This window comes from Lentilactobacillus rapi DSM 19907 = JCM 15042 (assembly GCF_001436255.1).
Lineage (GTDB): Bacteria > Bacillota > Bacilli > Lactobacillales > Lactobacillaceae > Lentilactobacillus > Lentilactobacillus rapi.
The window spans coordinates 36,469-50,602 of sequence record NZ_AZEI01000049.1 but is presented as its reverse complement, the minus strand read 5'-3'; the positions used below and the strand labels follow the sequence as shown (position 1 = coordinate 50,602).

Annotated in this window: 10 protein-coding genes; 5 read left to right on the top strand and 5 right to left on the bottom strand. The window is 44.2% G+C overall.

Annotation, left to right across the window (positions count from 1 at the left end; translation table 11 throughout):
* Positions 1-37: 37 nt before the first annotated feature.
* Positions 38-1,015, bottom strand: coding sequence for a linear amide C-N hydrolase (locus FD12_RS06395; protein WP_056982251.1), 978 nt, complete (start codon positions 1,013-1,015; stop codon positions 38-40).
* A 158-nt stretch (positions 1,016-1,173) separates the two neighbouring features.
* Between FD12_RS06395 and FD12_RS06390 the strand changes: the two genes are divergently transcribed.
* The 3 genes from FD12_RS06390 (at position 1,174) to FD12_RS06380 (ending at position 6,049) form a co-directional block, all read left to right on the top strand.
* On the top strand, positions 1,174-3,885 hold the full coding sequence (locus FD12_RS06390) for an MMPL family transporter (RefSeq protein ID WP_056982250.1): 2,712 nt from the start codon (positions 1,174-1,176) through the stop codon (positions 3,883-3,885).
* Positions 3,886-4,346: 461 nt separating this feature from the next.
* Entirely contained in the window at positions 4,347-4,814 is a 468-nt protein-coding gene (locus tag FD12_RS06385; RefSeq protein ID WP_054747311.1) for a C40 family peptidase, read from the top strand.
* A 125-nt stretch (positions 4,815-4,939) separates the two neighbouring features.
* Positions 4,940-6,049 carry an acyltransferase family protein gene (locus FD12_RS06380; RefSeq protein WP_056982249.1) on the top strand — a complete coding sequence of 370 codons (1,110 nt, stop codon included), beginning with the start codon at positions 4,940-4,942 and terminating at the stop codon, positions 6,047-6,049.
* 33 nt (positions 6,050-6,082) lie between these two features.
* Here the strand turns inward: FD12_RS06380 and FD12_RS06375 are convergent, their stop codons facing one another.
* Together FD12_RS06375 and FD12_RS06370 are read right to left on the bottom strand one after the other, a co-directional pair.
* Positions 6,083-6,535, bottom strand: a complete 453-nt coding sequence (locus FD12_RS06375; protein WP_054747309.1) for a GNAT family N-acetyltransferase — start codon at positions 6,533-6,535, stop codon at positions 6,083-6,085.
* Between the two features lie 173 nt (positions 6,536-6,708).
* Positions 6,709-7,365, bottom strand: a complete 657-nt coding sequence (locus FD12_RS06370; protein WP_056982248.1) for a histidine phosphatase family protein — start codon at positions 7,363-7,365, stop codon at positions 6,709-6,711.
* 159 nt (positions 7,366-7,524) lie between these two features.
* Here FD12_RS06370 and FD12_RS06365 point away from each other — a divergent pair, with 159 nt between their 5' ends.
* The gene (locus FD12_RS06365) at positions 7,525-9,669 is read left to right on the top strand and encodes an LTA synthase family protein (RefSeq protein ID WP_056982246.1); all 2,145 of its coding nucleotides are present in this window, start codon (positions 7,525-7,527) and stop codon (positions 9,667-9,669) included.
* Positions 9,670-9,762: 93 nt separating this feature from the next.
* On the top strand, positions 9,763-10,545 hold the full coding sequence (locus tag FD12_RS06360) for a potassium channel family protein (RefSeq protein WP_054747308.1): 783 nt from the start codon (positions 9,763-9,765) through the stop codon (positions 10,543-10,545).
* Positions 10,546-10,737: 192 nt separating this feature from the next.
* Here FD12_RS06360 and FD12_RS06355 read toward each other — a convergent pair whose 3' ends face one another.
* Together FD12_RS06355 and FD12_RS06350 are read right to left on the bottom strand one after the other, a co-directional pair.
* The gene (locus FD12_RS06355; RefSeq protein ID WP_056982245.1) at positions 10,738-12,996 is read right to left on the bottom strand and encodes an ATP-binding cassette domain-containing protein; all 2,259 of its coding nucleotides are present in this window, start codon (positions 12,994-12,996) and stop codon (positions 10,738-10,740) included.
* 117 nt (positions 12,997-13,113) lie between these two features.
* Entirely contained in the window at positions 13,114-14,124 is a 1,011-nt protein-coding gene (locus FD12_RS06350; protein WP_054747305.1) for an NAD(P)/FAD-dependent oxidoreductase, read from the bottom strand.
* Between the last annotated feature and the right edge of the window lie 10 nt (positions 14,125-14,134).

Below are 14,134 nucleotides of genomic sequence, written 5' to 3'. Positions count from 1 at the left end.
AATTTCCCCTGTTCAAATCATCTTTTCCAATTATACATTAAATGTCGACAAATTGAATCCTATCTTTAACGTCAAAAAACTTGAGCTGATTGCTTGCCATTAATTCTGGGGTCAACTGGATTCTGACCACTGATTTGGCATGGTAAGGCTGATAGTAATAATTCAAGCTCTCACAACACACCGCTGCCCGGTACACCGAATATGTCGGCTGGTGTTCTTGGCTTTTGGGAACGTTAACTGAATCCAAAATATGCCAACAATTATCAACCGCCTCGTTTTCAGTTTGCGGCAAATCAATTCTTTCTTTGAGATAGGCTGCCCGAATGAACCGTGATCCGGGTGAATACGATCCAGGGGGAATCGACTTCCCAGAAACATTGCCAGTGGTTACTCTTGGCGCATTCAACGGCACGGCGTGATTCAAAAATGCCGGCGTAAAATCCAGATATTTTCCCAACCGCTCAATTTGTCGATCAAAATGATTACTGTTTGTCAAAATTCCCAGCGGATTCTCAATGATTTCAATCGGTGAAGTCACCGGTTCAATCACAATATTTCTGCCTGTGGAATCACAGGCTGCAAAATGCAATTCAGAATGGCCATATTTTTTCAAACTGTGTTTATCGGCCATCAATTCAATTTCTTCGATGTGATCAACGATGTCTTGGACGGAGCGGTAATTGGCCAGTAAATAAAAAGATAGTTCAAATGGCGCCAAATGAACTTTACCTGCTCCAGGTTCTGTGACTAATTCACTTCCATTAGTAAAAGTCAGCTTTTGAACCGCCAACCCACATTCATTAACGCCATCTGAGACGTCAATTTCCCGATCATGAGCACCACCGGACCCGATCAACGCGTACTTGGTCGTATACTGCTGGTCATCATAAATCGAATTCCAGACAAAATTTCTGGGGCAAAACAGTGGTCGGGCACCTAATCGTGGCCAATCCATCGTCCGTGCCAAAACGTGAGTACCGTCAGTTTGCCCAATTTGAAAAACACTCGTACACAATCGCTTCACCCCTCTCAACTTCATTTGAACCAAAATTCTTTGCGATTATTGCCATTTTCCGGCCCAAATCTACCGGAAACCTGTCGCGTTACCCGTTATAAAATGGTAAACTCTTAGTATATGAGCCTTTTCATACATACATATTAGGGGACGACTTAATGAAAGACACAATGATTAAATTACACAGAAATCGGTTATTCACGCTGTTAGTATGGCTGATTATTGTTTTTATTGCAATTATTTCCGCACCAAACATAACAGATGCCTTGCAATCATACAGTCAGCCGAGCTATGGTGCCAACTCTCAGCCGGCAAAAGCCAACCAGCTTCGCCAACAATGGGGTTATCAACTTGGGGGAACCACCTCGGTTAATATTGTCTATCAGAATTCAACGGGCAAGATTACCAATTCGCAACAAGCCAAAATCGACAAGACAATTAATCAGCTCAAACAGCACAAATCCTATTACAGCATTAAGAAGATTGTCACGCCAAGCACAAACGTTGCCGGCAAAAACCAAATGCTCTCAAAGGACGGCTCCACTCAAATGGTTAGTTTGGACCTCAACGCCAAGGGCAATACCCTCCGCGTTTTGACGAACGAACTTATCAGCCAAGTCAAAGTTCACGGGCTAAAGTCTTACGTTACCAGCCCTGAAATCATCCGTGATGTTAACAACCAAAAGAACTCGCAAGTCACTCAATTAGTTTTGATCGCGCTATTCATCGTGTCAATGCTGATCGTTGGCATCTATTTCAGGTCGGTTTTTGCACCACTGATTTCATTTATCACTCTGTTCTCGGCGTTTGTGACCTCATATAGTGTGTCACTGCACCTGTCGAGGCTATTTAATTTGCCATATTCACAATATGTGCCACTGGAAATTGGCATCGCAACTTTAACAATCGGCACGATTTGGAATATTTACATTTATCGTAAATTCCGCAGTGTCTTAGCGCTCCAGCGGGAAGGTGGTTATGCCACTACCCAGACAATTGCTGCGCTCAGATTTCCAATTACGGTGGTCGGTGGGGCCCTCGCCATTATTTTCTTCGCCTGTGGCTTCGTGAACTACGACCAAATCCAATCGCTGTGGACCCTTGGAATCACTTACTTAGTTCTAATTCTGGCAACCATTACTTTAAACGCCGTTTTCACCGCTGCACTGGGTGAAAGTCTCTTCTGGCCATCAAACGCGCCACTCACGGCGATGAAATCTCATTTCTGGTCCCGCGCAACCGAATTTTCGCTCTGGCAGCCGTTGGCCAGTTTTCTGGTAGTTCTCTACATTACCCTGCCATTTATTTATTTCTATCATAATAGTTTAAACTTCTCCCCAATGACCAACCTGACCCAAACAAACCAAGCCGTCAAAGGAGCTCAACTTCTCCAAGCTCATTTCTCGGCAGGTAAAGCAACCCCGATCACGATTTATTTGAAGAACGATAAGCCATTGGACAACGAAAAATATCTCCAGCATATTGATGCTTTAACCAGTAAATTACAACACACGCAAGGCGTCAGTGCTGTCTATTCATTGACCCAACCAGGTGGCATGCCAATTGAAAAGTACTACGTTTCAAGTCAGCTCCAGTCAATTGGCCTCAATGCCAAACAGGCTACCGGGCAATTATCCCAAGCTTCCAGCGGGATTCAAAACAGTGACAGCAACCTCAACCTGTCAGCCTTGAAGCAACAAGTCAAAGACATGTCCAAGCTGGTGAAGAAGAGTAATCAAATCATCAGCGATAGCAGTAACCTTGCCTCCCAAGTAAGCCAAGCGGCTGCTAATTCCGGAGTTGCCGGCCGCCAAAGTGCGTCTCGGCGAGTTCGGGCCTACCAGGCAAAAATTAATGAGTTAAATCAATCACTGCAAGCCGTTTCATCAGGACTTAGTCAATTAAGTGCTGAAGGTCAAGTGATTCAAAACTATGGTCAAAATAGTTACAACAATCTACAGAATTACAGTCAACAGATCGATCAAGTCCAAAAGCAGTTAAAGAAGGTCAGTGGGCAAGTTCATTCGTCCACTTCTCAACTAAATGATATTTACGATTACTTGAATGGCCTGCAACAATCTGGTGCCGCTAACGTTTACTACATTACCAAAGCACAATTAACGGATACCGATTTCTTACAAACCATGTTGAATTACACCAGTGAAAACAAAAAGATTACCACACTCCAAGTGGTCATGAAGAATGCGCCATCGAGTGAGTCCAACATTAAGCAAGTACAGCGATTACAGAACCAGGTCAACTTGCAGCTTCGAGGAACCCCACTCGCACATGACCAAGTTGCCATGACTGGTGAACCCGTCTCTCAAGCAATCAATCAATCTAAATTGAGTCATCACTTCATGTCATTGTTGGCAATTGTCATCATTGGGGTGATGGCGGCGGTCTTTATCGTTAGCCGCGCCATTCTTCAACCGTTCTACTGGATCATTGCTTTCCTGATGTCGGCCGTCACTGGCTTCCAGCTGGCCTACATCACGATGCGCTTCGTTGCCAACGTCGATCAATTCGATTGGCAAGTGCCATTAATTTCCGTTTCAATTCTAACGGCGATCGCAGCCTGGCAGATCATTGCTTTGGGATTGTCGTTTAGATATACAGAGTTATCAATGCTCGACTGGATTCGGCCAACCATGGCCAGTTATGGCAAAATTGTCAGATACATCATCTTAGTCGCCGTTGGTTTGGCAATTGCCTTGACCTTTGGTGCCTCGTTTGCCCTGATCGAAATTGCCTTGATTGTGATTTACACGGTCTGTGTTTATTACCTCGTCTTACCGTTGATCGTTTCATCCCTTGGTAAATTATCGGTCACCCTACCAAGTAAGAAGAATATGTTGAAAAATAAATAATCAATGTTGCCCTTCCCAAGGAAGCCAAAAGCAAATTCACCGTTTGCATCGGCTTCTTTTTTATTGTTTTTAAATTACAGAATTACTTAAATCTGAACCAATCGGATCCTCAACATCGTTCATATTAACGCTGGCCATCGTTTCCAACCCGTTGAAAATTTAGCTTGATTGGTCCAAGCGTCTGTTATTTATTTGCTCATTCCAGCGCAAAATGGGTTATTTTACATTAATCCACCCGAAATCCAGTTAAGATTGTGGCGACCAGTCGGCTAGTTTGTCATATTAATTGAAACTGATTATTGCCGTCACAGTAACGTTTGAGAGCGTTCAATCCGCAATATCACAATGAATGTTTCATTCCTTAAGTTTCTTTTAACTGCATTGCAAATTGTTTGTTACACGATTGCAACAATCTCTTGTTAAAGTATTCACTGTACATTGATAGGAGTTGTTGAAGAAAAATGAAATTACATAAACAAATTATTTTAAGTTTAGTTGCATTCTTTGCACTATTAACAGCAGGTTTTGGCACTGCATCAGCATCAAAGGCTGATACAGATGCTTCTTACTCACAACTTTACCAAGTTGCAAAGCAAAACCTTGGTAAACCATATTCATACGGTGCTACTGGTCCTTCATCATTTGATTGCTCAGGATTCACCAGCTATGTTTACAAGAAGGGCGCTAATGTTACCCTTCCTCGTACCGCCCAAGCACAATACAATGCCGGTCAGAAAGTTTCATACAAGAACCTTCAAAAAGGTGATTTGGTATTCTTCGGCTGGAACGCATCAGCAATTTCTCACGTTGGTTTGTATGTCGGTAATGGTAAAATGATCGATGCTCAAAACCGCGGTGTGATTACTGAAGCGGTTAAGGCACCATGGTGGAACTACGTTGGATCAGCTCACGTAACTGATTTCGATTAATCTTCATTTGTTACATCCAACAATTCAATAACTATCAACCACATAAAATTTCAAGGGACTGGGAATAACTTCCAGTTCTTTTTTCTTTGACCAAAATCATAATCATTACAGTAAGGACTGGTCCTATGCCAGAGTCACAATCCAATTCAAATATGACAGACGTTGGTGATTACCTCAAGCTCTTCGCCTGCACGGCTGTCATGCTGCAAACTATTCTTGCATTTGCCTTGACCACCCATCCAAGTCACCAAGTCCAGGTCGGCATTGGGGTCGCGTACAATCTGGTTAAATTCACTGCCCCAGCATTTATCTTTGGAATTTTGTACACCACCATTCGGACAAGTTCAGCCAGCCCTAACTATCGTGCCTACCTAAATACCCAGTGGCACGCGTTATTGATCCCGACCATTTGGTGGACAAACATCTATCTGCTGATAATGCCTTGGGTACAGCAGGTCAACCATTATCAAACCCTCGATCAATTTATCTGGCAGTTCATTAATGGTAATGCAGCTCCCCACCTCTGGTACAATACGATGATGTTACAGTTCATTGTGCTGATGCCATTATTTTGGCAACTGGTGAAGTGGTGTCAAACAAATCCATATCGGGGCCTCATTGCCCTGTCAGTGACCACCTTCGTTTATTTTGGTTGGTTATGGCTGTACGATCAACTGGTCTTTCATGGCCCCTACATGACTCGCTGGTACTTGCTGGATCGCTTCTTTCCGAGCTTTATCATTTATGGGGTCGGTGGCGCCCTGGCATGGCACTATCACCCTATCGTTGCCAAATTTTTACAGCGTTACTGGTTCCTGTTAGTAGTGTTGGCTTGTGGCAGCTTCTACTGGATCAACATCGAACTGCTTCAGTTTGGTCTGCCCGTAAAATTAACCAACGCCATTTATTACAAGCCTTCAATGGCCATCTATGACTTGGCGATTATTTTGCTAATCTCGGCAATTGCCCTTTATCAAATTAGGCAACACATGGCAATCACTCGGATCGTTCACTATCTGGCAGGCTTTGCCTATAAGGCATTTCTCTCCAATGTTTTTTGGCAGCAAATTCTTTGGCTCAGTTTTGGCAAAGCGTTGGTCACTAGAAATCCAATTTTGGGAATAATTGTGATTTACATCGGCACTTGGATACTGTCATTTGCTTCGGCGATTGGCATTCATTTTGGATGGCAGCGACTCCTCACTTGGATTAAAAAGATTGGTATTCCACGCTAAAAACAAAAAAACACACTCGATTTCTCAAGTGTGTCAACTGATATGAAGATTTGAATGATGGCGGTCAAGCTTTTCCATTTGTCGATGCTTAATGCCGACTTCCACAAATGGCTCGCCGTATGTGTGAAAGCCCAACGTCTGATAGAAACCAACTGCAGTTTCCTGGGCTCCAAGATAGAAACGGGAGACTTGCGCGAATCGCTTATCATTCAAGATGTACTGTAATAATTGTTTGGCATAACCCTTATGCCGGAACTCTTTTTCGGTTGCCACCCGTTGGATATGGACACCCTCATCAGTTACCGTCGTTCGTGCGGTTGCCACCGGTTGACCATCTACATAAGCAACAAAGTGCACCGCCTGCGAATCGGTACCATCGAATTCATCATGTTCATCGATGCCCTGCTCACCTACAAATACATGGTGGCGAATGGTTCGGGCATCGTGATATATGTCATCAAGTTGATCTGTTTCTTTAAATTTCAAAATGTACCTACCTAGTGAATTAGTTTTGCAAATACTTATAAAATATGTGTGGTGAACGGGCTGGGCGGCAATCAAAATCAAGGGTGATTCTGGATGTTAAACTCACATCGTAAAACTGCCACGAGAAAAACGAATGCATTAATGACACAAATTACAGCCTGCTTTCTCGTACACTATTCATTATACGCCGTAACCTTCACGTTATCACCATCAAATGCCAACTTCGTTAAACTTCCATTAGCTGGCCGCTTGGTAATGTCATATTTGCCTTCACCATAACGCTCGACGACACTCAATAAGGTATTGCCGTGGCTGATCAACAAGATATTATCGCCATCTTTGATCGTTGGATTATTCTTAATGAGATCAAATCCCTGATTCAACCGTTGCCAGTATTCATCGTTATTTTCAGCTTGATGGAAGGGGTCTGCCGCCTTCAAATAATCTTTAGCTTGGCCGATCGAATATTTCTCCACGATATCTTTAAACGTGGGCAGGCCATGAGGCGCTCCTGCCAGATACCAAGATTGATCCATGTCATTTCCTTCAAAATAACCGTAAAACTCCTCCCGGAAAAACATCGACGTCGTTGGTTGCTTGACATCGGAAACCTGATTTTTTTCCAAAATGACCCTTGCAGTCTCCTCGGCTCGAGTGGTATCACTGCAGTATGCCGCCGCAAATTTTGTATTTTTAAGCTTCTCACCGGTATCAACCGCATTTTGCATCCCTTTATCGGTCAGTGGCGAATTACTCCACCCCTGTAACTTATTATAAATATTGAAATAGGTTTGCCCATGACGAACCATATACAACGTAAACTTACTCATCCTGACACTTCCTTTACGCTTGATGCCTCAAGTATAAGAATTTTTTCATACAGTTACAACAAATCATTTTAAGATTTAGGCAAAATCCCGATTATTTCCTTAATTTTGGAAAAATATTTGATAAGATAAAACAAGCAATAATATTAAGGAGCAGAAGGTTTGAAATTCGTTAATAAGATTCTTGAGAAAAGTAGCACCCGTAAAGGATTCCTCATTCTACTAGTCGTTTGTTTCTGGCTCAAGACAATGTTGGCTTATTTCGCTGACTTTAAATTGGGGATCGGTAATCCCTTTCAATTCTTGATCGTCTTGATTAACCCCTTAGCCACGACTGGTTTACTGATTGGCATTGCCCTTTACTTCAAACGGGCTCGGTTCTTTTATCCGATTGCCCTATTAATTTCAATTCTCGACACAGTTTTACTCTACTTAAACGTCATTTATTTCCGAGAATTTACCGATTTCATGACCGTCAGCACCATGACCGGCTACTCCAAAGTCAATCAAGGACTCAGCGGCAGTTCATGGGCGCTCACTAACATTCACGATATTTTCTACTGGATTGATATTGTCGTTATCGTCTTACTGCTGGTCTTCAAAAAAATCAAGATCGACCAACGGCCACTTAACCGCCGAATCGGATTGGCAGTGACGTCTTTTTGCATGCTCTTTTTTACGATTAACCTTTCACTGGCAGAAATGGATCGACCGCAGTTGCTCACTCGGACATTTGACCGGACCTACATCGTCAAATACCTGGGGTTAGATGCGTTCACGGTTTATGATGGCATGAAGTCACAGCACAATAACGATCTGCGGGCTACCGCCACCAAGTCCGAACTAGACGACGTCCTCAAATTTACCCGCGCTCACTATGCAAAGCCGAACAAAAAATATTATGGGATTGCCAAGGGAAAGAACGTCATTTACATTCATTTGGAAAGTTTCCAGCAATTCTTAATTGGCCAAAAGATCAATGGCAAGGAAGTCACGCCATTTTTAAATAAATTATATCGGAGTCACTCTTCATATGCGTTCAAGAACTTTTTCCATCAAGTTGGTCAAGGAAAAACGTCCGATGCTGAAAATATGCTGGAAACCAGCACTTATGGCCTGCCCCAGGGGTCTCTCTTTGCCCAACTGGGTAGTGACAACACCTTCCAAGCCGCTCCGGCAATTCTGAAGCAGCGTCGGGGTTACACGAGTGCTGTTTTCCACGGGAACATTGCCAGTTTTTGGAATCGAAACAATGTTTATAAGAACATGGGTTACCAATACTTCTTTGATGCCAGTTACTATGATACGTCTGGCGACCGCTCGTTGGGATATGGCTTGAAAGATAAGCTGTTATTCAGGGATTCCGTGCAATACTTGCAAAATCTCCAACAGCCCTTCTATGTCAAATACCTCACGGTTACCAATCACTTCCCATTCGACCTTGATAAGGAAGATACTAACTTCAAGACCACCAACACTGGCGATGACGTGGTCGATAACTACTTCCTAACCGCCCACTATCTGGATCAAGCCGTCCATGAATTTTATAATTACCTGCGTAAGAGTGGCTTACTGAAACATTCCGTCATTGTGCTTTACGGGGACCACTACGGAATTTCCGATTCTGAGAACCAGAACCTCGCCAAGGCAATCCACCGGAACGCTGACGATTGGGACGACTTTGACAACGCTCAACTTCAGCGGGTTCCACTCATCATCAACATCCCTGGCCGAAAAGACGGGTACGTTTCTAATAAGTATGCCGGGGAAATTGACGTTCTGCCAACATTGATGCATTTACTCGGGGTCAGTACCAAGCGGTACGTTCAATTTGGCACCGACATTTTCTCAAAGCAGCATGATCAAGTCGTAGCATTCAGAAATCAGGACTGGGTCAGCCCAACCTTCACTTCAATTGGCGGCGACGTTTACTCAAACAAGACTGGCCAATTGCTGAAACTGACCAAGCAACAGGCAGCACAAGTGAAGAAAAACAAGAAGCGGGTCCAAACCGAATTGTCCCTTTCCGATTCGCTCAACGAAAAGAACCTGCTGCGCTTCTACCATCCAAAGGGCTTCGAAAGTATCGACCCCCGGAAATATAATTACGCTGATGGCTATCAAAAAGAGAAGAAGATTGAAGAGAAACGTGGCAAGAAATCAACGAGCTTGTATTCTGAAAACGGTAATAAGTCAACGATCCATGAATACTTTACCGATGCGCCTGAGATTCATCATAAATCAAGCGATACCAACCGGATTAAGATTACCAATCCGGATGCAACCAACAACGACAGCAGCCGTTAGTAAGTCGGCTGAAGTCTGGGGATAAAATGCATCTAGCTGGCTTATCGAGGATTAAGTGCGGTGAATTGTTCACTTTTAGGGGGAGTTGGCAATATGAAACGCGGCATTCAAAAACTGGATATTCTGCTCTATAATGTGCTGGTTGCAGCCTTGGCATTGGTATCCTTTGCGATGGCCATCTTCGCTCTTAACGGCACGATTACGCTGCATAACGGGCCATATCGCATCACCTTCATGCTGATTTGGCTGTTCTTTCTAATGGATTATGTTATCCGCTTTTTCCGAGCCAAATCCAAAAAGGACTTTTTGATTTCAAATTTGTTCGACTTGATTGCGTTAATCCCATCACATCCGATCTTCGTATTTTTCCGGATTGCGCGCCTCTATTCAATCGTGAGGTATTACAACCTGCTTTGGAAATTTGGCCTGTCTGGAAAGTTTACCCGGGCCCTGCACCGCTTTTTGTACGACACCGGCTTTATCTACCTATTGTCAATCAGTTTGGTTATTCTCATCTTTAGCTCACTGATTTTCGCGTCATTTGAGCACGATTCGCTCCAAAATTCGCTTTGGTGGGCAATTACCACAGCGACGACCGTCGGTTACGGTGACGTAACCCCCAAGACCGACGGTGGCAAAATTGTCGCTGCTGTCCTCATGCTTGGTGGGATTGGCTTTCTTGGTTTATTAACCTCAACGATTACTGATTTCTTCACGAACGAGGACAAACAAGATGAACAGACGCAGACTCTAAAGCAACTCTCCCGGCAAGTTGCCCGGCTTTCCAAGCAAGTGGATCAGCTGGAGAAACACTTAAAGGCTGAGAAAGCGGGGCAACCGGAACACCACGCCACTAAAAAGCATAAGCAAAAATAGTTGGATTGGGATGAAAACCAATTCGATTCCAAAATCTACGTAAAAACGGCAATACATTCTGTTTCTGGGAATGCATTGCCGCTTTTCGCTTAAATGGCCAGAATCAGCCGTTTGTGCGAGTTTTATCAATATACAGTAGTTAAGCCAAGTCGCACTAATGTCTCAACATCTGATTGATTTATCTTAATTTAACTAACGCTGCTGATTGTAGGCCTTCAATGCTTGACCAGTTCGTGATGTTGCTTCAGTCTGGGCTTTCTCAGGAATTCCGGCATATAAAATCTCCCCACCATAAATTCCGGCATCTGGGCCGACGTCAATCAACCAGTCTGCTTTGCTGATAACCTCCAAGTTGTGTTCAACAATAATGAGCGTATTTCCGGCCGCCACCAGTTCGTCAAACAGTTTGATCAACTTGGCAACATCTTTCATATGCAGGCCGGCAGTTGGCTCATCCAACAAATAAATCGTGCCGGTTTTGTTCAGTTGAACCGCTAACTTAAGTCGTTGCAGTTCACCACCAGACAGTGTCGTCAGTGGCTGGCCCAACGTCAGATAGTCCAAACCAACTTTTTGCATATTCACTAACTTATGATCGATTTCTTCAGTATCCTTAAAGAAATCAATTGCCGTTGTAATCGGCAGGTTGAGGACTTCGCTGATATTTTTACCGTGATACAGATGGCTTAAGGCTTCGTCATTGTAACGTTTTCCATGACACATTTCACATTCCTGAACCACTGGATCCATGAACGCCATGTTGGTAATTGTCACTCCTTTGCCCTTACAGCGCGGACAGGCACCTTTGCCATTGTAACTAAATAAACTGGTCGACGCGCCACTTGCCTTGGCAAATTCTTTGCGGATATCGTCCAAAATATCCAAATAAGTCACTGGTGTTGAGCGTATGTTGGTGCCAATCGCCCCTTGAGCCAAATCAATAAAGGGTTCCTTTAACTTTGGTCTTAACGCGTCAACTAACGAACTCTTACCTGAACCAGCAACGCCGGAAATAACTGTTTCAACGCCAAGTGGAATCGCCACGCTGACATCTTTTAAATTATGCGTCTGGACGTGCTGTAATGAAATCTTTTCGTCAAATTGGCGCGGTGTTCGATAAGTGAGGGGTCGTTTGAGGTAATCGCCCGTCATCGTATTTGAATTAAGTAATTCCTCGTAAGTTCCCGTGAAGGTGACTTGGCCGCCACCCTTACCGGCTTTGGGACCAATTTCAACCACGTAATCGGCGATCGGAATCAGTTCGGGATTATGCTCGACAACTAGAATGGTGTTGCCTTTGTTCTTTAAATTAATCAAGGCATTTTTAATGAGTTGAATATCATGGGGATGCAGGCCAACACTGGGTTCATCAAGAATATAAGCCATGTCAACCAAGTCACTGGTCAGGAATTTGGCGATTTTGATCCGTTGCGTTTCTCCACCTGACAGCGTTTCGGTACTTCGATCCAGTGTCAGGTAACCCAAGCCAATATCGATTAGCGATTGGATTTTCGTGCCGACTTCACGGATCACGTCAGTTACTAACGGCACATCAATGTCATGCAGAAATTTCAGTGCATGAACAAGATCCATCGATAAGACGTCGGCAATATTGAGGCCATTAATCTTACATGTCAACACTTCCGGCCGCAATCTGGTCCCATGACAATCAGGACAAGGCCGCCGGGTCACAATCTTGGCCAATGCCTCCTTATGATGCTGCGCTTCTTTTTTGCCAATAATTGACCGCCGAATTCTGGGGATCACCCCTTCATACAAGGCTGTCCGCGGCCATTTGGCAGGAGCCCCCTTTAATTGCTGCTGGGGGGCATTCATCAGCATGTCCATTTCGTGATCGGTATAGTCTTTGATTGGCTTATCATTATCAAACAGGCCGCTATTCACGTACCGGCGCCAACGCCAGGTGTTCGGCCCAAAGCTGACGAAGGTGATCGCGCCTTGATTCAAGGATTTGTTGGGGTCAATGAGTGCCTTGGAATCGATATCGTCGACGTAGCCCAACCCCTGACAAGTTTGGCACATCCCTTGGGGTAAATTGAATGAAAATGTATCAGAGTATCCCACAAATGGTTGTCCTGCCCGAGAAAATAGCAACCGCAGCAGCGAATAAATCCCGGTGTAGGTTGAGAGCGTCGACCGGGCATTCTTCCCAATTCGCTTTTGTTCAATCACAATTGCCACGGGCAGGTGGTCGATCCGCTTAACGTGAGGCTGACCATATTTAGGTAGATACTGTTGGGTAAAACTGGGAAAAGTTTCATTCAATTCTCGCCGAGACGCGGCCGCAATCGTGTCAAAAACGAGTGAGGACTTCCCAGATCCAGACAGGCCGGCGAAAACGGTAATTTTATACTTTGGAATTTTTAAATTAACGTGTTTTAAATTATTCTGATAGGCATCATGAACTTCGATGGCGCCGCGTTCAAACATGTGGGGTCCTCCTTTTGACTATTTTGGTTAATGTGATTTTGAGCATATTGGGTACGCTTTTTCATCCGAGAATGAGAACTCTCAATTCTCTTTGGCCCCGTTCTATGGTTACCTAGCTTAATGCCGCTTGGCGTGCTCACTGATTGAGGTACTGTGAACTGGTCCCCGTCTGTCCGGATAAATGTGCTTCATTGCGGCATTGACTGCAATGGGCGCTTCTCCTAGGGCGGTGGCGATCAATGGTTGCTTGCCGTCATACTTTGAAACATCCCCGATCGCATAAATGTTATCCTGATCCGTCAGCGTATTGGTTGCCACTTTAACGGTTCCATGATCCGTTTCTGGGTGAACTGTCCAACCATTTAGCGCATCGTCTTGAGCGATGAAGCCATAGTTGACAACCAAGTCATCCACCACGAGATCTTTCATTTCTTCAGTTTTCATCTTCTTAGCAGAAACTTTCACCCGGCCATCATCTTGCTGAGTGAGCTTTTGAATCAAATAAGGGGTTACCAGTTCAATTGACGACTGCACCAGTTGAGTTACACTGTGTTCCATTGCCCTGAACTTGTCGCGACGATGCAATAAATAAACCTTCTTGGCAACTGAATTCAGCAGCAAAGCTTCATCAATCGCCGCATCCCCGCCTCCGGCAACCAAGACTTCGTGATCACGGAAATGCGCCAAGTTTTTCACACTATAAAACAAGCTCTTGCCTTCGAACTGTTCACCGTTATCCACTGCTAATTTACGCGGATTAAAGGCGCCCACTCCGGTCGCAATGATAATCGCTTTAGTTTTACTCGTTCCTCTATTAGTGGTGATCTGGTACCCTTCATCGATTTTATCGACATCCGTCACCGTTTGATTCAGCTTAACGTCTGTATCAGCCTGTTTAAGCTGCTTTTCCAATTCCTCGACCAAATTCCTGGCTTTGATGTTTGGATAGCCGCCGACGTCCAAAATTGTCTTTTCCGGGTACAATGCACTCACCTGACCACCCAATTCGGACAAGCTTTCAATAATTTGGGTCTTTGCGTCCCTTAACCCGGCATAAAATCCGGCAAACATTCCAGCGGGTCCACCGCCAATTATTGTAATATCATAAATTGAATCTTCCGTTGCCATGAGAATCCTC